The following is a 23,953-nucleotide window of genomic DNA, read 5'->3' as shown; positions in this document are numbered from 1 at the left end:
GTCCTATATTCCTTAGCTTGAAAATTGATTCCTTTCATTAGTACAACTTCATCTTTTACCCTTTTTTAACCGTTATTTATTGAATTTTATGTCAAAAAATCTAGCAACATTGATTGGTTTAAGTGCCATTCTCATGTGGGCATCTCTGGTCGGTCTGATGAAGCAAGTCAGTGCCGCCATTGGGCCTGAGCTAGGTGTTACCTTTATTTATTCTTTAAGTGCGCTACTGTTGCTTGCCATTTTCAAAGTCCCAGACTTTAAACAGATCTCTAAAAAATACTTAATATTTGGCACAATTCTGTTCGTGGCTTATGAGGTGTGCTTTTCATTTGCGATTGCTTATTCTCAGACAACAAGGCAAGCAATTGAAATTAGTATTGTTAACTATTTGTGGCCGAGTTTAACGGTTTTAGCTTTTGTTATTTTTAAGGAATTAAAGTTTAATTTCCTTATTATTTTGGGTTTAATGCTTTCAATTTTCGGCATTATTTATATTCAAACTGGAAGCGGTGACTTTAGTCTAAATAGTATTGTCGATAATTTTCATAGCAACCCACTTAGCTATATTTTGGCATTTGCAGGCGCCATCATTTGGGCTTTTTACTGTGTACTCACCAAAAAATTAAGTAATGGGCAAAATCCAATTTCTATTTTCTTTGTTGGTGTCGCGCTCACTCTATGGTTCAAGCTGCTTGTCTCGGGACACTTTACTATTCCTTCAATGGATATTCCAGCTCTCCTCACCCTTTTAGTGGCATCTGCTGCCATGGGTTTTGGTTATGCTGCTTGGAACATTGGCATCATTCATGGAAACATTACCGTGCTTGTGGTGGCCTCTTATTTCACCCCGATTATTTCGTCTATTTTGGCAATGTTTGTTTTACAAACACAACTTTCTATAAGCTTTTGGCAAGGAACAGCAATGGTGACGGCTGGTTCCTTTATTTGCTGGGTTTCAACCAACTGGTCTGTGATTCAGCCCTTCTTTAAAAAATTAAGAAAAGGCCAAAAAGTATTGTAGATTGATCGCAATGCTTTTTTCGGACTTAAGATAACTCCGACGAAGAAGAATTCCCCCATTGCCCAAAGCGTGCTAACATCCAAATTCTGACAATTACCAATGTCAAAATAATTTCTAGAGGGAATAAGATGTTAAAAACTCAAAAAATCAACATCGTACAAGAATTTGATGCACCCGTAGACAAGGTCTTCGCGACTTTAAGTGAGCATGAAAACCTAAGTAAACTTTTCGCTCCTGCTAAAGTGACTCGCATTAGCAACGGAAAAGACGCTCGTAATGGTGTTGGCTCTGCGCGCAAAATGTCTATTCCATTGACCCCTTCATTTGTAGAAACCAATTTAGTCTATAAAGAAAATGAACTGATCGAGTATGCAATTACGAGCGGGATTAGCCCAATTAAAGGTCACCGTGGTGTCATGAAATTTACTGACTTGGGAAATAATCGAACTCGTTTGGATTACACCATTAGCTTTAAAGGCCGCGTTCCTTTTATTGGCCCTATCATTAAAGCCGCTCTACAAAATGGTGTGAGTCGTGGACTTAAAAAACTTAAGTTTTAATAGACCAATATCCACAAAAAAAGCCCAGCTTTCGACATGCTGGGTCTAAAATTCATTTAGGTTTAAAACTTGGGGAAAAGTTTTATAAACCTGAGTATATTAAATATGAATAAACGAAATATTTTAATTACTCTTCAAATTGGATTGGTCATCTTGCTTAATGGATGTACCAATCCTCCTCAGCCTCAAAACAAGGTTATTGTACCGAAACTTGCATACACTGGCGGTGCTGATAATGCAAGTTATTCTGAGGCACAGATCAAAATCGAGGGCTCTTGTATATATTTAATGCATGCAAGTGATCGAGTCTTTCCCGTTTTTGCAACTAAAGATGCTCATTGGGATAGCAATAAGCATCTTTTAATTGTTGACTCAAAACAATATAAAGAGGGTGACACTATTGCTTATGGTAGTGGAGAAGCTTATCCCCTTAATTTGAATGACTACAACTGGATCGTTAAACCTGATACTACTTGTGATCTGAATAAAGGGATTATTATCAATCAACTTATAGATCCTATTACTAAAAAGTAAATAAAAAGCCCAATCACGGGCTTTTTTATTTAAGATTTAAGTTGAATGCTCAGATAGCATAAATAAAAAGTAATCTAATAATTTATCCCGTTCATCTACGCTATTGGCACTTAACAGCTGAACCATTGCCCCATCAATTGCAAATAGAAACATGTGGGCATCTTTTATTGAAGCGGTAGTTTTTACAGTAAGAAGCAGCTTATAAAGCTCATTTATAAACCAGTTTCTATAAGCAACAACCACTTGATAAGCTGTTGCATAACACTTTTCAATTTCAAAAATTGCTTTAAATGGTAAACGATAAAAGCCTTCTAAATTGGCATGTAAAAAGTAAATTTGCTTGAGTTTATCGAACACCATAAGTTCTCTGTATGAATTGATAATTGAAAGAACTTTTACTTTGAGCGCATCCGTTTGAAAAGTTAGACACATCTCGATCAGTCGTGCTTTTGAATGAAAGATGTTATAGAAAGTAGCTTTGGGAATTTTGGCTTCAGCAATAATTCGGTCAACCCCCACCGTGTTAAACCCATCTTGAGTAAATAAATCTTTTGCTGTGTGTAACACTCGTAGTGCTCTAAAGGAAGATTCTAAATTGTTCATATATACCGCTTAAAATAATTTTTTGTTGTATGTAAAAGAGATAGAAATGCCGTCACTCTTAAATTGAGTGCTAAAAACAGGCATGCAAAAGCGGCACAAAATGGTGTGCTCGCCTATCTCTGGTTTATTGTTGCTATGATTTTTTAGTCGTAACGATGTTTAGGCGCAAAAACCTAGAGTCGATTAAACCGATTTATAGACTGTTTAAGCGGTATGGCTAGAGAGAGTTTGGCAAAGGCCAAAAATTGAGAAGAATTAGTACGCATAGCGGACTCCTAGATGAAATAGAAGTTCTACCAGATCACTGCTAAATGATTATGGTGGCAGAACGAAGAAGGGTTAGCAGACCAGTCATCTAGGAACTGGCACGCCCGAAGGCGTCCCTCCTCCGTCCTACCGCTACGAAGGGGGACGAACGAGTTCACCACCAAAAAATTACTTTTTTGATGTTCTAGATGAAAACGGTCTGCTAAAACCGTCTGGCAATGTGGCCAGCACGCAAAGGATAGTATTCGCTTTTGTTGGCGTCAAGCGTGGGAAATGACAATCGTATTAAAGTAGAGCGGTTGGTTTTTTAATTATTTTTAAGTTTTGAGGATTTAAAAACTTATTGAATATTGATATGTAGGGTATACTTGTTTAAGTATAAAACTAAATACAAGCTTAGATATGAAATATCCTAACTAAACTCTGCTAAATAATTATAGTGGTAAAATGAAGAAAGGCTAATAAATCAATATACTTCAAGATTTACTAGTACAACTTCACCATAGTTTCTCCTTAAAAAAATATATACTTAATATATACTATATTTAGGTTCTCTTAATTCATTAACTCTTATATTATGATTTATATGGTTAATTAAACTATATAATTCATGTTCAATTTTTAAAAAGTATTTCCGTTCATAATATGGTAATTCTACTCCCATTTTATTTGCTTGTTTTATTAAAAAATCAATATGATCGCTATAACCTATTTTTCTTGGCAAGTTTTTATTTAAATGTTCTATAGATTGATCAAGTAAATTAATTAGTTCTCTATAATCATCCGAAACCAATAAAACACCATCTTTAACGTTTGGAAAGATAAAATTATACAAACACAACTTATCAATATTAGTAACTGACAAGTATTTTAATTTATTAATTTTTATATCAATCATCATTAAAAAATTATCATAGTGCTGAAGATATGTAGAATATCTATTTACTTCCTGATTATTTAAATTATTTTCATGTGTAGTAAAATATGTACTTAAATAAATTTTAACAGTAATCCATCCCAACAACAAGGTTGTTACTGCTGTCGAAAAAACAAAAAAATTAAAAATATGCTCATTGAGTTTTATAAATTGAATCAAACCATCATTAGTAATACTAAAAGAATATTTACCTTTAATTTTTTCAAAAAAATTGCCAATAAAAAAAATAAAAGTAATGACGACTGTTATTCCCCACAATATATTTATAATGGTATATATTAAATCAGCTTCTTTTTTTAACTTACTACTCATTACTTTTCCCTCATCCGATATAATTGCAGCTCTGTATTTAACTGGACTGCCAAATCATTATATATCTTTTTAGGATGAGATTTTAAAAAACCAATTCTACTTTGAGTTTTAAAAAATCTCTTATTATAAACATAACTTCCCTCTCCCTTTTGCTGAGGAAAATATTTTATTAATTCAATTATTGAATCTTTTATATACTTAACATCAGCATTATTAGGAATCGGAGCGATTTTATTCAGTCTATCTTGTAACTTCAAATAAGAAGGATGGTTAACTCGTCTTAACTTACTTACTAGTCCTTGACATCTATTAAAATCTATACGATAAAAATAATGTGTTCTATGATTAGGCTTTTTTGCTAACTCAGATAATCTATGTATTGCTGCCCTGATATTTTTTACTTCAGATTTATCATACTTTGGTTCTTTAAAGTCTATTCTAATATTATGAACTTTTAAGGGAGTCGAGGAAAATCTATTTACTTCAATTTTCTTTTTATTAAGTGGCAAATTTATACTATTTAATAAATTCTCAACTATATTAATAATAGACTCATAATTAAAATCTCTATTTTTAGAGGAAATAGTAATATCATCTACATATCTTGTATAGGTTAACTTTTTACTTTTTAGTCTTAAAAACAACTTTTCTTCCAAAGAAAATAAAGCAATAGAAGCTAAATAACTAGAAGTTATTCCTCCTTGAGGTACTTTTAAATCCACACAACAAAGCTGAGCTAAAATTTCAGATACATCTTCTGGATAATGAAAAAAATCTTCAAATATATCTTGTACTAATCTCATTGTAATATTATCGAAAAAATCTTCTATATCTAACTTCAAGACTGACTGAGCTAAACAATGCTGTTGAGCACACTCAATAAAATCATGAGATTTTTCATCTGCTGGAATTGAACCAAATACAAAATCGGGCCATGAAATTTGAGTAAAGAGCCTATTTTTAATTCTTCTTTGTATTTTACGAAATATAGGTTTAGGATTATAAACTATTCGCTCTCGCCCATCTGGTTTTGCAATAGACCTAGAGGTATAACGATCAGCATCATCTAATTGTGCAGCAAATAAGATATCATTTATATCTAGATCTAAAATTTCTGCAAGATGATCTATGTCTTTTATTGGACTTCCAAGAAATTCAAACTTAGTATTCATATAAAATTGATATAGTCGAAGGCAACCCAAATATATGTACAAGACATATAATATATGCGGCTTTATAGTTTAGACCCACTTTATTACTCGAAGTATCTATGGATAACCATATAAACTATTACCTTCGACTATCAGGATTATTTGGGACAAATAGGACGGAACCTACCTTCACCCCACAAGCTAGAAAACTAGCACTGAATAAGTTCAGTAAATAGATACCTTAAATTGAGTAACATCAGTAATCAGACGAAACATCTGAGGCGTAGTCATTATATCTATGATTTGTAAAAAACACTATTAATTTTTAAAATTTTCTTAATATCTATTTTGCTCATAGACAGATTATTCTAATCATAAGAAAAATTAGTCCTGCAAAGATTAACTAACACAATCTAAATAATTTACAAATTTTAACTTCTCCAAAATAAATCACATTTAAGTCCATTACATCTTCTTCTTATCAATCCATCAACTTTTTACGGCGATATAACCCACAATTCCCAGAAAACAACGCTGCCAACAAACAAGTAATAATGGCGTAAGTGGCAACATTCATTCCAAATAGCTCAACAGCTAAAATAATAGACGTTAACGGTGCCTTACTCGCCCCTGAAAACAAACTGACTAACCCTAATCCTGCAAGCAATGAAATTGGTAGGTCTAAAATCGCCCCTAATGCATTCCCTAACGTCGCACCTACATAAAACAACGGCGTAATTTCACCACCTTTAAAACCTGAACCTAAAGTGATGGCGGTAAAAATAGTCTTATTAAAAAAGTCGTAAAACTCAATCGGCACATAAAAAGATGAAATGATTTTGTCTGTACCCAAACCGTTGTATTGCTGATGGGCAGTGAACAACGTAAGTAGCATAATGACAATACCACCCGCCATCGTTCTTAATGGCAAATAACGCACATATTTATAAAAGACGTCACTCGCAAAATGGATGGCCGCAATAAAGAAACGTGCGACTAAACCAAAGATCAGACCTGCCACAATTAAGTTCATGAGCGTGCCAAAATGAATGGCCGGAAACTCACTAATGACATAAAAAATATGCGGATGAACAATATCAAATAGCTCAGGGATGGCCGATGCAATCAGCGCCGACACAAAACATGGAAAAATAGCTGAGTATCTTAAATTACCCAAAGCAGTAATTTCTAACCCATAGATTGCACCCGCCAAAGGCAAACCAAACACCCCTGCAAAGCCTGCACCAATACTGGCGATTAAACAGATTTTTCGGTTATCTTCCGAGACTTTTAATATATGACTCAAATGATCAATTAAGGCACCCGAAAGCTGAACCGCAGGCGCTTCACGTCCTGCCGAACCACCAAATAGCTGCGTTAAAATTGAAGTAATAAAAATGATGGGGCTCATTCGTTTTGGAATAAACGACTTAGGCTGGTGAATTTCATCAATCAGTAAATGGGTTCCCCGCTCAATCGGTGATCCATATTTTTTAATGAGATAACCAATACCAAAACCCACAAAAGGCAAAAAGTAGATGAGCCAGTGATGCAGACTTCTGACTTTGTTTGAAATATCAAAAGCAACAAAAATTAAAGTCGAGGCCAACCCCGCGACGACTCCAATCACGATCGAGATGACGAGCCAATAGACACTGTATTTTAGAATTTGATCATATTCAGATGAAGGTAGAATTTTCATTCGCTTTCTTCAATTCGCCTTTGAGTGAGTGCCAAATTCTCAAATATTTTTATGCTGCCAGCTCATTAAGTGAGAAATGCTTAAACTGGGCTAAAAATTAAAGCCCGCATAAGCGAGCTTTCAATACAGTGATTAATTTTCACATCACTAAACTGTGATAAATATCTCACAATTAGGGCTTATTTTCAAGCTGAAAATGGTTAACGAGTACTGTGAAAAATAACAAACCGAGTGAATAAATAAGCATTCGATTTGACCCAATTAAACTAATGCTTAAGTGAGTCAAATCATTTATTCAAAACTTAATTAATACTCGCAATCACGGTTTCTGCATGGCAGGTCACACCCTTCTCTGCGCCAATCTGAATAACACCACTGCGATGTGCCAGTACCTGCACTTCCATTTTCATGGCTTCCATAATGGCGACCACTTGGCCCTCTGTCACTTGCTCCCCATTTTCGACTTTCCAAGCGCTAATCACACCATTAATTGGGGCAAGTAAATGCTCAGCGCTCACTTCTGGCTCGGCTGTTTGTGCTTGGGCTGCCGTTGCTGGGCCTTGTGCAAACATACCCGCAGGTAAACCTAAACGGTGTAACTTGCCATCAATTTCAATGTAGCTCAGCAGCATTGGTTGTTGATGGTTTGGAATGCCACGTTTAGTTGGCTTTAATTCTTGTTTAAAGTCATTTTCAATCCAGCGCGTATGTACATTAAATTCCTCGGTAAAGTCAGGTTCATTAAGTACCGCACGGTGAAAGTCTAAAACCGAAGCCACGCCTTCAATTTTAAATTGCTTTAAAGCACGTTTAGCGCGAGCAATTGCAACTTCGCGGGTTGGACCACTGACAATCAGCTTTGCCATGAGTGAGTCAAAGTGACTAGACACTAATGACCCAGTGCGAACACCTGTGTCGACTCGCACACCGTTACCAAACGGCGCTTCAAATAAACTCAACACACCAAACGCTGGAATAAAACCACGTGCAGGGTCTTCGGCATTGATGCGAAACTCAATGGCATGGCCTTGTGCTTTTGGTGTTTCTTTAATAGAAAGCTCATGGCCCTGTGCCACGCGAATTTGCTCAACGACCAAGTCGACTTTTGAGGTTTCTTCAGTCACAGGGTGCTCGACTTGCAAACGAGTGTTTACTTCTAAGAATGAAAGCTTGCCGTCACGGCTCAGTAAATATTCAACTGTGCCCGCACCCACATAGTTTGCAGCCTGACAAATATTTTTTGCCGAGCTTAAAATTTGCTGATAAATCTCATCGCTAATAAATGGTGCTGGTGCTTCTTCGACTAATTTTTGGTTACGGCGTTGCAATGAACAGTCACGTGTACCAAGTACCACAATATTGCCATGTTGGTCTGCTATCACCTGCGCTTCTACATGGCGCGGTTTATCGAGATATTGCTCGACAAAACATTCACCACGACCAAAAGCAGCTTTTGCCTCTCGTACTGCCGACTCATAAAGCTCTTTCACTTCTTCGAGTTTCCACGCGACTTTTAAGCCACGCCCACCGCCACCGAATGCGGCTTTAATGGCAATTGGTAAACCATATTGTTTGGCAAACTCTAAAGCTTCATCTGCATTATTGAGTGGATCTTGCGTACCCTGAACCAAAGGCGCACCGACTGAAGCAGCAATTTTACGTGCTTCAATTTTATCGCCTAGTTTTTCAATGGCACTTGGTGATGGCCCTACCCATTTTAAGCCCGCATCAATCACGGCTTGGGCAAATTCAGCACGTTCAGATAAAAAGCCATAACCCGGATGCACCATGGTCGCTTTCGATTTCTTTGCAACTTCGATAATGGCTGGAATATTTAGGTAAGTCTCGCTAGCAGTCGCACCAGCCAAACCCCATGCTTCATCTGCAAGTTCGACATGCATGCTGCCAATATCGTCATCTGCATATAACGCGACTGATGAAATTCCCATATCACGGCAAGCATGAATAATACGAACGGCAATTTCACCACGGTTAGCAATCAATAATTTTTCTGTATTCATCTTTCATTCTCAAAATCTGTAAATTCGGCAATTTTTTTAAATTTGATGCGGCAACCTGCTGGAATCTGTGCCACCAAGTCCCAATGGTGTTTAGCAACAGAGCCAATGACCGGATATCCGCCCGTTAAAGGGTGATCATTCATAAACAAAACGGGCTGACCACTCGGTGGAATCTGCAAAGCACCAATACATGTGCCTTCACTTTCCAGTTCATGGGTAATTTTTCGAGTTAAAGGCTGTGCACCTGAAAGTCTTAGCCCGACTCGGTTGCTTTCATTGGTCACCAGCCATTCTTGCTGACATAGCTGTTCAATACTGTCTTGTTCGAACCAATCGGTACGTGGGCCCATCACAATATCTAGCTCAACGACTTCGCCAGCTTGTGGCAAATCGGTTTTACCAACTTCATTTACGCTAATATTGGTTGCCTTTACTTGCCCTTGATAAATGGTATCTCCAAGTTTTAAAGGCTCTGGCCCTAACACCGCCAAGCTGTCAAACGAGGCACTATTGAGTACTGGTTCAACGTCTATACCACCACGAACGGCCAGATAGTTTCTTAAGCCTGCTGTTGGTGGTTGAATTTGAAATTCATCGCCTTCATCCAAATCAATCGGTTGATAGCTTGCAAAGTCTGCGGTTTGACCATCCGCAAATTTCACACGAATGTTTGAGATGGCCCCAGCCACCGCAATAACACCTGCATGTTGCATCTTTGCTTTTAAGCCACCATTTAAAACTTCAATGACAGGTGTATCGGTTGGATTACCGACAATACGGTTAGCACTGTGCATGGCAGATAAATCCATTGCACCCGCTACGCCAACCCCAATATTGGTCTGGTTTAAGCGCCCTTCATCTTGAATGAGCATTTGTAAACTTGGCGCAGTGATCGTAAATAGTGGCACCGATTGTTTCAGCTCAACCTTACGTGTAATTTTCTGCGGTACATTCACAATGGTTGGATTATGCGTCACATCTTCAAAATATACAGTCATGCCCGGTAACAGTAACGCAGGGTTTTTACGCTCTAAATCCCACATTTTTTCTGATGTGGTACCCATCAGCTGCCAACCACCCGGACTGTCTTTCGGGTAAATACCAGAGTATTTTCCAGCCAGGCCCAAAGAACCTGACGGTATTTTTTTACGCGGAACCGTTAAGCGAGGAATATCGGTAAAAGGCTTATCGGAACTGCTCATATAAGCAAAGCCCGGCGCAAAACCAATAAAAGCCACATTCCACACGCTTTGGTGATGTTTTCTAATCACATCTGCAACAGTCAGCCCTTGTAGCTCTGCAACTTGAGCGAGGTCTTCGCCGTTATAGCAAATCGGCACAATCACTTCTTGGCCGCTACGCTCAAATCCAGAATCAATTTTGAGACTCTGAATTGAAGCAACCAGCGTTTTAAAATTGGTTTCGATCTCATTAAAGAAAACCAAAATTGTTTTTGCAGCGGGGACTAAGTCTTTAACTCCATTCAATTGCGTATTTTGCAATTTATTGTACAACGCCAAAGTTTCCTCTAAGCTCGCAAGCTCAATCAGGAAACAGTCGGCGTTTACCGATAAAAAACGCATTTGCTTATCCTTTTTAATTCTTCTTTAGTCCAGTTAGCCAATCCAAGCATGGTCAGGAATGTCGGTAATAAACATGTGACCCGGTGCATGACTAATCGCAAAAGGAATTTTCGAGTTCATGACGGCAGCTTGCGGTGTTACGCCACAGGCCCAAAACACTGGAATTTCACCCGCTTCAATACGAGAAGCATCGCCAAAGTCTGGCTTATTTACATCCAAAATTCCTAAGCTTTCTGGGTGCCCAATATGTACAGGTGCACCATGCACACTTGGCATACGTGAGGTAATTTTTACCGCTTCACTAATTTGATGCGATGGAATTGGTCGCATAGAAACCACCATGTTTCCTGAAATACGCCCTGCCGGTTGGCACTGAATATTGCTCAGATACATCGGTACATTGGTATCGTCATGAATATGGCGAACTTCTATGCCCGCTTCTTGCAAAGCTGTTTCAAACGAAAAACTACAGCCAATTAAGAAAGTCACCAAATCAGGATGGGCGTTGTAAATCTCGCTCGCATCGGTCACTTCATCGACCATTTCGCCATCTTTCCAAATGCGATAACGCGGAAAGTCGGTTCGAATGTCTGAGTCTGCTGCAAGCTTAGTTGCATAGATACCTTCTTCGAGCACATCAAGCACTGGGCAGCTTTGCGGGTTACGGTGTGCGTAAAGCAAAAAGTCATATGCCCACTCTTTTGGCACCGAAATCATGTTGACCTGCGTCATGCCCGCAGCCATGCCTGCTGTCGGTTTATCAAAACCTGCACGAATTTTTAAACGCGCATCTAAAGCGGCTTCAAGCTGAGCTGGGTCGACTTTAATATCCTTATACATGGTGCTCATCCTTATGCTTTGTTTACAAACGGGCGGATTTCAATATTGTTTTTTACAAGCTCGGCTTTAATGGCTGCCGACATCTCTAGCGCACCGTCTGTGTCGCCATGCAAGCAAATGGTGTCGGCCTGAATTGGAGTAAATACACCGTCAATTGACTCAACTCCACCATTTTTAAGCATAGACACCACACGGCTCGCAACAAATGCCGAGTCGTGTAAAACCGCACCTTCTAGACGGCGGGACACCAATGAGCCATCACTGTTATAAGCACGGTCTGCAAATGCTTCAGACACAACTTTTAAACCCGCAGCTCGTGCCTGTTCGACTAAGTTAGAACCTGCCAAAGCCACTAAAACCAATTCGGGGTTATACATTTTAATGGCATCAATCACGGCTTCTGCTTGAGATTGGTCATGGGCAATGGTGTTGTAGAGCGCGCCATGTGGTTTAACGTATTGCACTTTTGAGCCTGCCACTTTAGCCAAGCCATCGAGTGCAGAAATTTGGTAAAGCACATCGGCAATCAATTCGTCACGTGACAAATCCATATTACGGCGGCCAAAGCCTACAAGGTCTGGGTAAGACACGTGGGCCCCAATAGTCACACCAAGCTCAACAGCTTTACGAACCGTTTTTAAAATGCCGAGTGGGTCGCCCGCATGAAAGCCACAAGCAATATTGGCACTGGTCACGACAGGTAAAATCTGGTCATCATTACCCATTTTCCATGAGCCAAAGCTTTCACCCAAATCACTATTTAAATCTACAAACATGGCATTATTCCTTTATCACTTCACGCAGTCTGGCTTAAAGCTTGGTCAAATAGTTAAACACAGTCGTAAACGACATATAGCCCATCCACCACGTCAATAGACATGTTAATCCACCTAAAATAAGCAACCATTTTGGATAGTTATAATTACCCATTAAATCTTTACGGCATGCAGCAACATACACAAAAATTGTAAGACCAATTGGCAACACTAAACCGTTAAAACCACCTACAAAAATGAGTAGACCTGCCGGAGTTGCGCCCAATAACACATAGAGCAATAAAGCCAATGCGATAAAGGTAATGGTCGTATAGTTGGTTTGCTTTGGTGTTAAGTTCTTTTTAAACGCAGTAAAGAATGACACCGAAGTATATGCTGCGCCAATGGTGCTACTAATCCCTGCTGCCCAGAAAATTAAACCAAATAATTTAAAACCAAATGTACCCGCTGCATATTGGAATGCTTGAGCTGCTGGATTGGCGTCATGGCTAGCTAAATCAATCGTTGCACCGCTCACCACCACACCTAAAAAAGCCAAGAACAACACATAGCGCATGATGCCGACCACAACAATGCCCTTGGTCGCAGCTTTAGCAACTTCATCAATATTTTCAGGGCCAACAGCACCTTTATCGAGTAAACGGTGTGCACCCGCATAACAGATATAGCCACCAACCGTACCGCCAACAATGGTGGTAATAATGGCAAAGTCGATCTGATCTGGAGCAAAGGTTTGATGTACAGCTTGCCCAACTGGAGGCATCACAATGACAGCAACGATAATAATCAGGAGGATTTTAAGCAATCCCAACACGATCATGCTTTTATCCATGGCAAGCGTTGCTTTTCTTGATGCAAAAATCAAAATGGCTAATGCACCACTTAAAATACCGCCCCACTTTGTGTCTAGGCCAAACAGCGCATTTAAACCTAAAGCTGCACCGGCAATGTTACCGACACTAAAGAAAAACCCGCCCAAAATCACTAAAAATGCTAGTAAATAACCGCTACCCGGCAATGCTTTATTGGCAATGTCTGATGCACGCATTTGAGTAAGTGTCACCACTCGCCAAATATTTTGTTGAACCACATAATCAATCAAAATGGAAACTAAAATGGCAAAGCCAAATGCCGCGCCTAACTTGACTGTAAATACAGCAGTTTGGGTTAAAAATCCGGGCCCCATTGCAGAGGTCGCCATCATAAAGATCGAGGCCACAATGGCCCATTGGCGATCTGATAAAAAAGAAGATTTCAGTAAAGACATATTAATGCGTTCCTCATCCATTTGAGCTTAACAACGCTATTTTCAAGTTGAACCAAGAACACCATTTTTTTGTCCCAAACGATATTCTTTAATCCTTTAAAATGACAAAGATTCCCTGTTCCCCAATTAACACAATCGGTGATCAAATCTTGTGTCTAAAATAAAAACATAGCTAATCCCTACGGACAATAAGACTTTTACATAAAATTAAAAATTCAAATATTTGATTTTTAATGATTTATTAATTATTAAAAAATCAGGATAAGCTTTACTTATTGAAGTTAATAAGCTGCTTTTATGGTTTTACATACAAAACAGCTTTTTTAAATAAGAAAAAATAGGGATAAAAGACACACAAAAACAGCTTATTTTTTAATTTGCTCATTGAGTCTTTTCATAGCGCATTCAGAGACCTTAACCGCAACTTCGGTTAATTTCTCTTTTAAGGCAACATCGTTTCCTTGAATGTAGATCGAGGTGAAATGAAACGTCTTTAACTGAATAGGCGTATTTAATATTTCTAGTCGTCCATCAGTAATTTCTTTTAGTGCTGTTAAGGTCGGCACCACAGCAATACCTAAGCCCTGCTCGGCTAAACGCAACAGCGTTGCCAATGAATAACTGGTAATTGAAAGTGGTTCATCAATCCCTTGCTCTTTCATTCGTGCTTTTAATTCTTTATAGGGATAGGTAATTTTTGGATAAGTTAAAATGGTATGCGACATTAATGTTTTAAAAGACATTTGAGCAACTCCACCTTTAAACGACGGTGAAGCCAAGAAGCTTAGTTCAAAGTCACACAAAGTCTGTTCAATGCATTCAAAAGCTAAAGTTGGTCCAAGCAAAAAAGCCATGTCTAAGTCGCCTGTCCGAACGCCTTCTTGTAAGTTAGGCGTAAGGTCCACCACGATTTCGACTGAAATTTTTGGGAACTCTTGTTGAACCTTTTCGATATATTCAACTAACCATGTATAAACAATAGTTTCGGAAACTCCCAAACGAATAGTACCCGTTAGGTGCTGGTTTTCTGTCAGTTCTGCGACCAGATCTGTTTCTAGGCGCATAAATTTTTCGGCGTATTTAAATAAAGTTAAGCCTTTATGAGTCGGCTTAAACTGCCGATAGTTTCGATCTAAAACTTTAAAACCTAATTCATTTTCAAGAGCTGTGATTTTTTGAGATACCGCAGGCTGTGTGGTTTGCAATTTAGTCGCCGCTTTATTGAAGCTATTTAAAGTCACCACCCAATAAAATGCTTCAAGATTCTTTAAATTCACGTGTCATCCTGTCTTAAAAAACTCCTCTACTTTTATAGTATGGGAGTTGTTAGCGTGATTAGGCTAGCAATAAATAAATTTTTAAATAAAATTAGCCATCCAAATTTTTAAATGCTTTAGAAAGCTGACTAATTGTTTTGATCTGTTTTGAATAACGGCGGCATGAACGGCACGTCAATAAATGTAGCCGTAAACCACTTTGCTCACGTAATAACAATGGTCTATCTTGCTTTTCAGACAACAGTTGAGTGGCTTGTCGACATGTCAGCATGAACAATCCTCCTTCAATAACCATTTATTTTCTAAACATTCACGTAGTCGGGTACGACTCCGATACATCAACACATTAAAGTTTGAGATAGACAATTCCAACTTGCTACAAATCTCATTAGAACTCAGCTCTATCACCTCTCTCATCATAAAAACTTGAGCATATTTGGCAGGTAAATGATTTAAACAAGCTTCAAAAATTATCCAGAAATCTGCCTGCTCCATCATTTCTTCAGGGCTTTGCCATGCTTGAGGCGCTTCATATTTGTGCCAATGTCCAGAAGCATCAAACAGTGCATCAATACTCAGTTCACTTTCCTCATCTTTAAATAATTCTGTCATTGAGACCAAACGCGATTTTTGCCGAATCACATCAATAATTTTATTTTTTAAAATAGCGAATACCCATGTTTTAAACGCAGCACGTCCTTTAAATGAACCTAAATGTTGGAAAGCACTTGTTAATGCTTCTTGCACCACATCTTCAGCTTGCGGAAGCGAGGAAAGCTGTAAAAAAGCAAATTTTATCATTTGCTGTCTTAAGTCTTGTAAAAAGGCTGGATTATGCAACTGATCTTCTATTTCTTCATGATCTGATGCCACGGCTGAAGTCATCCTTATACCTCTTTAAAATCATGGGGAACTTGAATCAATCGCATTCGAGTTAAAAGTGCTTTTAGTTCTTGAATTTGCAGATAAATATCATGTTCAGACAAATCAGTGAGTACAGATTGAATGAGTGTATGAATATCTTGGTCAGTTAACTTTACATTTTGAGTCAACTGTTCAATTACCATAGCAAACAAAGGCGAAAGCTGTTCAATACATACTTTGTCTTGTTCATCTCGCCAGACCATAATTGCTCCAGGCATAGGCTCGGCCTGTTCTGAAGTCATTAAAGTTGTCCACGTATAAACGGGATATTGATAAACCAATACCCATACCTTTGTAGTTAACTGCCAATCACAGTTTTCCTGCAAAGCTATTTTTTCAATTTCAACAGTGTCTAAATACAACTCAAGCCATTCAAACTGCAAGAACTCAGCCAACCAAGGATATTCTTGCAATATCGGGTGCTGCTGATCTGTCAAATACTCTCTAAACTCAAGAGAAATATCATTATACAAAGGCGAGCGGCACTGGGCTTTTTGAAAAAACTCCGAGAGTAATTGTTGCCACCTTAACTCTGGCAACATCGCACGAGCCACGGGATAAACTAAATCAATAAATGAACAGACATTATTAAAAAGTAAGTCTCGATAAATATGCATTCGTTCGGGAGGAAGAGCTTGAGGTAATTCCAAATCAGGATCTCTAATCCAGTCACAAAACTGTTGTTGCATGGTCTGAAAGGATATTTGATTTTCCTTCATAGCCACTCTCCTGTTGTTGAATTATTTTAATTTTGGCTAGTTCCTCTTCTAGCTCTTGCCATGATGGAATATTAAAGTCGCGCTCAAGTAAAGTTGCCTTCACACCACACACTTGATAGGTATATCTCAATAGTTCCCATACGCGATCACAAACTTCTGCGCCATGCGTATCAATTAATAAATTTTTTTGAACTTGTTCATGTCCAGCAATATGTAAATAACGGATTCTCTCTTTTGGCATGTCCCGAATAAACCCAAATGCATCACTGCCATGATTAATGCTGTTGACATAGACATTATTTACATCCAGAAGCAAATCACAGTCTGCATATTGAAGGACTTCACGGATAAACTCCGCTTCACTCATTTCAGCATTGGGCATTAAATAAGTAGAAACATTCTCTATGACTAATCGTCTTCCTAAAATATCTTGAACACGTAAAATACGTTCAGCGACATATTGAACAGCCGCTTCAGTCATGGGGATTGGCAACAAATCATATAGATAGCCGCCATCATTTGTATAACTTAAATGTTCAGAATAAATTGAGACATCATATTGTTCTAAAAAGCTTTTTATTTTTTCGATAAATTCAAGATTGAGTGGATGAGGACCGCCAATAGACAATGACAAGCCGTGACAAATTAATGGAGCTTTTTCAACACACTGTGCGAGTAATTTCGCGTGTCGTCCACCAAAACCTAGCCAGTTTTCAGGAGCAACTTCGATAAAATCGGGACATGTTTTTGCATCTAAAAACGAATCTATAAAATCACGCCTTAAACCCAGTCCTACGCCTGACAAATCCATCATGGTGATTTCTCCTTTTGGAAACGATGCCGACACTTACCAGAAGGTCGACATCATCCATGATCAGATTGTTTACTTAGCGCCGCACTTACCGTCAGCGACTTTTTTATCTGCACCGCACTTGCCGTCCGCTGCTTTTTTGGTTGCTCCACATTTACCATCAGCTGCTTTTTTATCTGCACCACATTTTGCTTCGGCAGACTTTTCGTGGTTTTTCATTTTGCTAGCACCGCATTTTGCTTCACCGCATTTTCCATCTGCTGCTTTGGTTGCATGTGCTTCGGTTGTTGTATGGGTTGCTGCTACCGCCACTTGTGTAGCGCCAGCAACTGAAAGTGCTAATAATGCCGCCACTGAAGTCATTGAGTTGAGTTTGTTCATTTTAGTATTCCTTTAAAGATAAATTCTCGGTTTGTACATTTGTACGTATAGTTAGACGGACCAAATCCTTTTTTATTACACCGTAAATAAAAAATTTTTTTATGTAAGAAATACAGTCTTTATCCGACTAATTAATATTCAATCGCATCGGATGTGAAATTATCATGAAGAATTTTATTTATGGCTTATCTCAATATTATCAAAAACTGGGTAAAACTCTACAACATGCGGACGGCATCGCAGCTCTGGCTCTTCGATTATATTTAGTTCCTATATTTTGGATGGCAGGCACAAATAAATTAATGCACTTCAATGATATTGTAGAATGGTTTGGCAACTCAGATGGAGGTTTAGGACTTCCCTTTCCGTATGTAATGGCATTACTTGCAACAACGGCTGAGCTAGCAGGTGCAATACTATTAACATTTGGCCTCTTTACTCGCTTAATTAGCATCCCGCTCATGATTACCATGTTGGTTGCCATATTTACTGTCCATATACCAAATGGATGGCAAGCGATTGCTGATCCAAATGCACCCTTTGCAAACATGCAGGTCTTGGCCTCGGCTGAAAAGTTAGAGAAAGCTCGTGAAATATTACAAACCTACGGCAATTACAACTGGCTCACGTCTAGTGGTTCGTTTGTAATTTTAAATAATGGAATTGAATTTGCCGTTACGTATTTAGTCATGCTTCTCGCACTGCTTGTTCTTGGAGGCGGCCGTTATTTCAGTTTAGATTATTGGATTAAAAAGAAGCTGCTCTAATTAATCATTACGCTCAGAATCCTACTGACAGCAACATAGAGCATCTTTTTCTTATTGTGTGCCATGTTTAGCTCATGACACACAATCAATATTATTGAGGCAATTTGGTCAAACCAGAAGCTTGTATGAAGTTATCTAACTCTCACAAAAATAATATCTAGGTCTTTTTTGGGTACAAACTTAGTCTTGGTCATTTGAAATTGAGTTGGACTAATTTTTTTAACTGGCCCATCCCAACAAAATGAAACCAGTTCGTCTTTATCGCGCTCAATGGTTAACTTAAAGTTTTCAATTGGTTTTGCCCAATTTGCGCCCGTCATCAAAATATAACCCAAAGCACTAAACGGCGAATTTTCTGCACTGGCTTTTTTTAAGCCCTGCTTAAATTGTTTATCCATACAAAATTGCTGGTTATATTCATCTGGATAGAGAGCTACAGAGCCACCGACCAAAGGTTTGTATTCATGATGAATCTTAGTCAAACCATTGGCTTTAAAAGTCTGCTTCCAACTATAGATCACTTGAGATGACCACGGAATCACATCATCTTTTTTAAAATTGGCTAAAATTTTCTGTATTTGTGGCTTTTTACATTGTTTTAGCTTATCTACATAATATTCATAATCATAGTTAGTACGAGTCCACGGATTTAGCATCTCTTTTTCATTAAAACCGCACTGTTTAAACTCATCCGTAGCATCAATCAGGGGAGATTTTTCATCTTTTTGAATAAAGGTTCTGACATGCATCTCCGGCTTTATATTTTTACCTTCCACCACAATTTTAAAACTTTTTAAAAGTTCTTCGGTGTGAGCAAAATCAGAGTCAAAAAAATTATCAATGCGCGGTAACGGAAATAAGATGGTTTCCGTTACGTCTTTATTACTTAAGTTTTTATAAAGATAGTCGACCTTAATCAGTTTTTTACTGATGAATAGATCTTCGCTTTGCATGGCAATCTGCGAGTTTTTGAGATATTGAATCCCACCCGTACCCACGTAACCCGTAGAGTCGTTGGCTAGACCATAGGTGGATAACGAAGCTAAAACAGCAAAGGTTAATGCAAACGTTTTCATTTTAAAGCGCTCTGTCATTTTCTAATTATAAAATATCGATCTGGAATAAAGCATAACTATTTAAGCATAGATACGATTAGTTTTTTAGTAATGACTCATATATCGCTTTAAATCTAAAAATTTTAATGAAAACTTAGTTTTTGTCTCGTCATCTTTTTAGGCACACTAATTTTTCCAATAAAGTTGGTTAGCCATAAAATGCATTCATCACGATGTTCAAAGTGAGGCATCAAACTAAGGTCAATTTTTATATCTCTATCTGCCAAAGGCAAACTCAAGCAATATTCAAAGTCAATCGACTTATATTTTAACTTCAGATCTTTTTCTTGGGCCTGTTTTTTGATTTCCGCCATGATGCGGTTGAGGTTAACAATCAAATTATTGGAAACTTGATTATTTTCATAGACACGTTCATAGACGTTTTCAGCAACGTCAATGTATTTTATAAGCTCTGCATTTTCATTCATATCATTCACTTTCTCTTTTTTTAAAGATTATGAACAGCTAAATGTTTAATTGCGTTACTTGGCACATTGGTTATGTGAAAAATGTATCTTTTCCTTTATTGCAATATAAACTTAAATCATTGTTATTTATTATAAAACATAAAAATCATGCATATTTACATACAATTAATCTTGTCTATGATCTGAGTTTAAATATAAGAAAAAATTGAGTTATCAATTATATTTAGTCAAAAAAAAACCGCCCCAGAAGGCGGTCGCTGAGTTTAAACCAGCAGTATATAGAAGCAAGGTGGACGTTCGCTTCTATATTCTTTTATGAAGGAGTTTTATTGGTTTTCATAAAATCCTCAGATTTAAAATAATTGATAATCATGTCTGCATGCTCTTCTTTTGGAGGAGCAACAGTTACAGGAAACGAATCTTTCGACATTTTAAAACCTGGTGGTAAAAAGTGCGAAATTGGTGGCAATTTAGGCTTTCCCCCTTCTGTGATTCGCTCAATAAGACCAGCTAACCAAAGAAGATATTCACCTTCGTTTGCAAACTTTGGCATGACACTCAAATCAATTTTAACTTTGCATTCACTTAATGGCTTCGTTAAGTTTTCTTCAAAGTCTATATAGTTGAACTTGAGCTTAAACTCAGTTCCCTTGATGGCTTTTCGGATCTGACTAATTAAACAGTTAAGGTTCTGAGTAATGTCATCAGTGAATAAGCCATCTTTTTTTATATTTTTATAAACCTTTTCGGCTACAGCTAGATACTTTGGCATTAACCTCTCTCCGTCCTATTGTTATAAAGTTCTGATCTATGAATGTCTTATGTATTTGATTATGCTTAAACTCGCGTAATTGAAGGTAACCTTATTAGACTTGTTTGTAAGTAGTTAGCGCTTTATGTAAAGCGCACCAATAAAATACCGAAAAAAATTATGGTTTTGATAACTCATCCGCAAAAATGCATGGTTGAATAGAGAAAGTTTGAAACATTTATTTTCATATTATTTTTACCATTTGGTAAAATTAATATGCTTTCATTTGCTTATCTCGTCTCAATAAACCCAGAACAGCTCGACGCACTCGTATTTCTTCTTCAGAAAAAGGTAAATGCTCGATGAGCTCGCAAATTGAGAGAGAATTATTTTCGATCAAAAAGCAGTCTTGCTCTGTTGTCCAATTAGTCGTAGCCGATTCAGTTTGTTTTAAATAGCGTTTCATATTTCCTAGCAGACTTGTTTACATATACAAAAAGCCTGCCTTTAGGCAAGCTTATATTTCAGATTTTGAATTGATCATTATATAGCAGTCTATACATGATATGTTCAGTTAATATTGTAGCTGCCCTAACTAAACATTATAAAAAAGCCCACTTACTGTGGGCTTCTAAATGGTTATTGTGCGGCATTTACCCCAACAATAAACTGACTACAATTAGAACCTTCAGATGCATTACCTAATTGCTTTTCAGAAAATTTAAATTTAGAGGCAACTGACTCATAATCTTTTTTAAGGCTTTGTCCTGTTAGCTCACCAAGCTCTTTCACTTGTTCTGGTTTCAAGATGCCATGTTCAACTGCTTGGTTTACCATGACACATGCTGTCGTCATTGCATCATAACGTGCAGCAGTTTTAGAGTAACCAAGAGCGCCTATTACACCACCAACAATTAAACCAATAATGACCGCTAAAGTTACGTGCATTTTATTCATTTTTTAAATACCTAAAAATCTAACGAAAAGACGAACACTTCAAAAGGATGTGCTCAAGTCCAAACAAGATAGCGTTATTTACACGATATAAAAAGTTAGATTCTGTCACATTTGTTGATAGTTAAGATATTTCTAAGTCATTAAGGTAAAAATGGCTTTGTTAGAAACACAAATCCGACAGAGAAAAAAACATTATCATGATGAGACATTTGGTTGCCATAACTTGCGTTTAACTGAACAAAATCTTTATAAACCATGTATCGAAAACCTGTTTGGTAAAAGGCATCATTTCGGTCATTACCATATACTTCGGCAGTGAGTGTTAATGGATGAGCAAGTTGTGTTTCGGTTCCAATTCCCCACGTGGTTTGATTTTTATGTGTGGTATTTTCACGTAACCATCCCATATTGGCATGGATTAAAAACTTATCATCCAAAATAGAAAGACTTAAAGGAATATTAACCGTCCAGTTTTTCTTTGAAGAATCCTTAGTATTGATTTGAGTGCCAAAAGAAAAGCCGATTCCCCAATCATTCGTTTCTAAAGGCTTTAATAAGGTCTTACCTTGTAGAGTTGCATAACTGACATGCTCAGTATCATCATTTACTCTCCCCATCCCTACAGCAAATTCAAAATTGCCACCAAAATTACAGGCTGGTGTTGCCCAATATTCTTTGCTGTCAGAGTTATGCTGTGCCCATGTTTCTAGCTGACAAGTTTTTGGAGAAACAAGAGCGGCATCGTCAACAACCATAGGTCGTCCACTATAGCTTGCATTAGATAATGTGAATAAACAGAAACCAGAAATAAGTGAGCGTTTCTTTAAAGTAAATAACATTGGCATCACTCCCATAAGTCATGGAGCACATGCAAGTACTAGAACCCAACATGATTAGATCATCGGTTAATAATAGAAATGAAAAGATGGAAATAAAAAAACCTCTTCTTGCATCCACAAAAAGAGGTCTATCAGGACTTCAGTGGATACTTAGACTATTACCGATCGACTATTGTCACTCGAGCAAGTACTCACATTGAAGCTCCTAAAAATTAGTTGGGCGGATTCTAAAATTATCATTGTTAAATATCAAGTTAAAATTTCATGACAATCTAAGAGCTATAAACTGATCGTTTAATCAAAGCAGCAATTTTTTATTGGTGTTATTCATAAGGCAAGTCTCCCAATAGACATATCATTAAATCATCTTTTAAGATATGAAAAGGTAAAGAAACATATTGGCTTGGATGTCTTGGTTTTGCAGGACCATCATTGGGGCCATTTTTAGTATGCCCTTTTACAAGCTCACCATTAGATTTTATATAAGGTAGAATTATTAATCGTCCATGATTTTTTGATTCAATTTCACCTTCTAACCATAACGTATTACCTTTTTTTCCATTAAGACTTGAATCTGTTTGTTTAACAGTCCAACCAATATTGCCATTCTCCTCATACCAAAAGACATATCCATTACAAACTAAAACATATTGTCCTTTTAACTTAGCTTCCGATAATAATCGCTGCACACTTGCGAGTTGCAAAAGTTTATTTGCGCTAGGTAATAGTAAATCTCTTATAGTGGCCTTAGTCTTCCCCCAAGGGGCTTCTGGATCTAAATCAAAACCTTCGGCAATAGTAGCTTTATAAGCAAACTCTAAAGTTTTTGCTTTAGCTAAAATTGGTTTTGACCATTCGAATTTATTTTTTTTTGATCGTTCAAGAATAAATTTCTTCTTCTTATCAGTGACTACCACTCTTGTAAGATAAGGCATAGTCGTAAGTTGTTTATGTAATATTTGTCGAAATTTTTCTGATTTATCAGGGAGTATTAAATCATTAATTTCAGCTCTTTTCATTTTATAAGCCCTTTCCTTGGCTTCTTGCAACATCAATCTTTCTTCATTAATTAATCTCTCTTTTTTCTGCACCTCTTTCGTTACCTTCATTGTAATTGATTGCTGTTGAACTAAGCTAAATGCTAAATTAGCAATAGTTTCCAATAATTGTGCATTTCTTTGTCTAGCGACTTTTAAAGCAACCTCCAAACTATCAAATAATTCAGGTGGATGTGATTTACTCCACTTCAAAGACATATCTGGCATTAATTTACATACGCGCATCCACCATTTATCACGTATATATAAAGGTTCAGGCCATATCGCAAGTATGGGAGGAGGAGCTGTTACCTCAGGTATCTTTCCCCTATTTACAATAGCATTATAAGCTTCTATAGATATTGAACTCATT

At 37.4% G+C, this 23,953-nt stretch carries 26 protein-coding genes; 4 read left to right on the top strand and 22 right to left on the bottom strand.

Translation table 11 applies throughout. The features are described from left to right. Positions 1–88 precede the first annotated feature (88 nt). The 3 genes from yddG to RMA94_RS10925 all read left to right on the top strand — a co-directional run bounded on the left by yddG (position 89) and on the right by RMA94_RS10925 (position 2,115). A complete protein-coding gene (gene yddG, locus RMA94_RS10935) occupies positions 89–1,021 on the top strand; it encodes an aromatic amino acid DMT transporter YddG (protein WP_311082872.1) in 933 nt (310 codons plus the stop codon). A 128-nt stretch (positions 1,022–1,149) separates the two neighbouring features. Further along, positions 1,150–1,581, top strand: coding sequence for an SRPBCC family protein (locus RMA94_RS10930; RefSeq protein WP_002114206.1), 432 nt, complete (start codon positions 1,150–1,152; stop codon positions 1,579–1,581). Positions 1,582–1,686: 105 nt separating this feature from the next. Continuing rightward, positions 1,687–2,115, top strand: a complete 429-nt coding sequence (locus tag RMA94_RS10925; RefSeq protein ID WP_311082869.1) for a hypothetical protein — start codon at positions 1,687–1,689, stop codon at positions 2,113–2,115. 36 nt (positions 2,116–2,151) lie between these two features. Here the strand turns inward: RMA94_RS10925 and RMA94_RS10920 are convergent, their stop codons facing one another. The 15 genes from RMA94_RS10920 to RMA94_RS10850 form a co-directional block, all read right to left on the bottom strand. Continuing rightward, entirely contained in the window at positions 2,152–2,718 is a 567-nt protein-coding gene (locus RMA94_RS10920) for a TetR/AcrR family transcriptional regulator (RefSeq protein WP_311082867.1), read from the bottom strand. Between the two features lie 796 nt (positions 2,719–3,514). Beyond that, complete coding sequence (locus RMA94_RS10915; protein ID WP_311082865.1) at positions 3,515–4,234, bottom strand: retron Ec48 family effector membrane protein; 720 nt, start codon at positions 4,232–4,234, stop codon at positions 3,515–3,517. Then, entirely contained in the window at positions 4,234–5,406 is a 1,173-nt protein-coding gene (locus tag RMA94_RS10910) for a reverse transcriptase family protein (protein ID WP_311082863.1), read from the bottom strand. Before RMA94_RS10910 ends, RMA94_RS10915 begins: the two co-directional genes overlap by 1 nt. A 460-nt stretch (positions 5,407–5,866) precedes the next feature. Further along, positions 5,867–7,087 carry a chloride channel protein gene (locus tag RMA94_RS10905; RefSeq protein WP_064786392.1) on the bottom strand — a complete coding sequence of 407 codons (1,221 nt, stop codon included), beginning with the start codon at positions 7,085–7,087 and terminating at the stop codon, positions 5,867–5,869. A gap of 302 nt (positions 7,088–7,389) precedes the next feature. Further along, positions 7,390–9,108, bottom strand: coding sequence for a biotin carboxylase N-terminal domain-containing protein (locus RMA94_RS10900; protein ID WP_311082859.1), 1,719 nt, complete (start codon positions 9,106–9,108; stop codon positions 7,390–7,392). Next, positions 9,105–10,691 carry an urea amidolyase family protein gene (locus RMA94_RS10895; protein ID WP_311082858.1) on the bottom strand — a complete coding sequence of 529 codons (1,587 nt, stop codon included), beginning with the start codon at positions 10,689–10,691 and terminating at the stop codon, positions 9,105–9,107. The genes RMA94_RS10900 and RMA94_RS10895 overlap by 4 nt, the downstream gene beginning before the upstream one ends. A 33-nt stretch (positions 10,692–10,724) precedes the next feature. Beyond that, entirely contained in the window at positions 10,725–11,540 is an 816-nt protein-coding gene (locus RMA94_RS10890; RefSeq protein WP_311082856.1) for a putative hydro-lyase, read from the bottom strand. Between the two features lie 2 nt (positions 11,541–11,542). Continuing rightward, on the bottom strand, positions 11,543–12,307 hold the full coding sequence (locus tag RMA94_RS10885) for a LamB/YcsF family protein (protein WP_206216130.1): 765 nt from the start codon (positions 12,305–12,307) through the stop codon (positions 11,543–11,545). A gap of 34 nt (positions 12,308–12,341) precedes the next feature. Further along, positions 12,342–13,595: an NRAMP family divalent metal transporter gene (locus tag RMA94_RS10880; protein WP_014206320.1), complete on the bottom strand. Its 1,254-nt coding sequence runs from the start codon at positions 13,593–13,595 to the stop codon at positions 12,342–12,344. Positions 13,596–13,939: 344 nt separating this feature from the next. Continuing rightward, the gene (mumR, locus tag RMA94_RS10875) at positions 13,940–14,851 is read right to left on the bottom strand and encodes a LysR family transcriptional regulator MumR (RefSeq protein WP_016141501.1); all 912 of its coding nucleotides are present in this window, start codon (positions 14,849–14,851) and stop codon (positions 13,940–13,942) included. A 91-nt stretch (positions 14,852–14,942) separates the two neighbouring features. Continuing rightward, positions 14,943–15,122, bottom strand: coding sequence for a zf-HC2 domain-containing protein (locus RMA94_RS10870; protein WP_311082855.1), 180 nt, complete (start codon positions 15,120–15,122; stop codon positions 14,943–14,945). Further along, positions 15,116–15,736 (bottom strand): RNA polymerase factor sigma-70, encoded by a 621-nt coding sequence (locus tag RMA94_RS10865; RefSeq protein WP_174725357.1) that lies wholly within the window; start codon positions 15,734–15,736, stop codon positions 15,116–15,118. The genes RMA94_RS10870 and RMA94_RS10865 overlap by 7 nt, the downstream gene beginning before the upstream one ends. Before the next feature lie 2 nt (positions 15,737–15,738). Beyond that, a complete protein-coding gene (locus RMA94_RS10860) occupies positions 15,739–16,494 on the bottom strand; it encodes a putative DNA-binding domain-containing protein (RefSeq protein WP_311082851.1) in 756 nt (251 codons plus the stop codon). Then, positions 16,445–17,308 (bottom strand): DUF692 domain-containing protein, encoded by an 864-nt coding sequence (locus RMA94_RS10855; RefSeq protein WP_182917415.1) that lies wholly within the window; start codon positions 17,306–17,308, stop codon positions 16,445–16,447. The genes RMA94_RS10860 and RMA94_RS10855 overlap by 50 nt, the downstream gene beginning before the upstream one ends. A 69-nt stretch (positions 17,309–17,377) precedes the next feature. Beyond that, positions 17,378–17,686, bottom strand: a complete 309-nt coding sequence (locus RMA94_RS10850; RefSeq protein ID WP_004642275.1) for a hypothetical protein — start codon at positions 17,684–17,686, stop codon at positions 17,378–17,380. A 164-nt stretch (positions 17,687–17,850) separates the two neighbouring features. On the opposite strand from RMA94_RS10850, the gene RMA94_RS10845 reads away from it, so the two are divergent. Further along, positions 17,851–18,453: a DoxX family protein gene (locus RMA94_RS10845; RefSeq protein WP_311082846.1), complete on the top strand. Its 603-nt coding sequence runs from the start codon at positions 17,851–17,853 to the stop codon at positions 18,451–18,453. Between the two features lie 131 nt (positions 18,454–18,584). On the opposite strand, the gene RMA94_RS10840 is transcribed toward RMA94_RS10845, so the two are convergent. The 7 genes from RMA94_RS10840 to RMA94_RS10810 form a co-directional block, all read right to left on the bottom strand. Beyond that, entirely contained in the window at positions 18,585–19,529 is a 945-nt protein-coding gene (locus RMA94_RS10840; RefSeq protein ID WP_311082845.1) for a DUF4424 family protein, read from the bottom strand. A gap of 122 nt (positions 19,530–19,651) precedes the next feature. Further along, on the bottom strand, positions 19,652–19,996 hold the full coding sequence (locus RMA94_RS10835) for a hypothetical protein (RefSeq protein WP_019767862.1): 345 nt from the start codon (positions 19,994–19,996) through the stop codon (positions 19,652–19,654). A gap of 313 nt (positions 19,997–20,309) precedes the next feature. Continuing rightward, a complete protein-coding gene (locus RMA94_RS10830; RefSeq protein ID WP_032063571.1) occupies positions 20,310–20,768 on the bottom strand; it encodes a hypothetical protein in 459 nt (152 codons plus the stop codon). A gap of 250 nt (positions 20,769–21,018) precedes the next feature. Then, a complete protein-coding gene (locus RMA94_RS10825; protein ID WP_033850438.1) occupies positions 21,019–21,213 on the bottom strand; it encodes a hypothetical protein in 195 nt (64 codons plus the stop codon). A gap of 173 nt (positions 21,214–21,386) precedes the next feature. Further along, positions 21,387–21,704: a hypothetical protein gene (locus RMA94_RS10820; protein WP_005070099.1), complete on the bottom strand. Its 318-nt coding sequence runs from the start codon at positions 21,702–21,704 to the stop codon at positions 21,387–21,389. Positions 21,705–21,844: 140 nt separating this feature from the next. Beyond that, complete coding sequence (locus tag RMA94_RS10815) at positions 21,845–22,549, bottom strand: hypothetical protein (RefSeq protein ID WP_311082844.1); 705 nt, start codon at positions 22,547–22,549, stop codon at positions 21,845–21,847. 317 nt (positions 22,550–22,866) lie between these two features. Next, on the bottom strand, positions 22,867–23,952 hold the full coding sequence (locus tag RMA94_RS10810) for a hypothetical protein (protein WP_311082843.1): 1,086 nt from the start codon (positions 23,950–23,952) through the stop codon (positions 22,867–22,869). Position 23,953 lies beyond the last annotated feature (1 nt).

This window comes from Acinetobacter sp. V115_6, assembly GCF_031799025.1.
GTDB lineage: Bacteria > Pseudomonadota > Gammaproteobacteria > Pseudomonadales > Moraxellaceae > Acinetobacter > Acinetobacter pittii.
The sequence above is the reverse complement of the archived record's forward strand: the minus strand, read 5'-3'. Positions and strand labels throughout refer to the sequence as shown.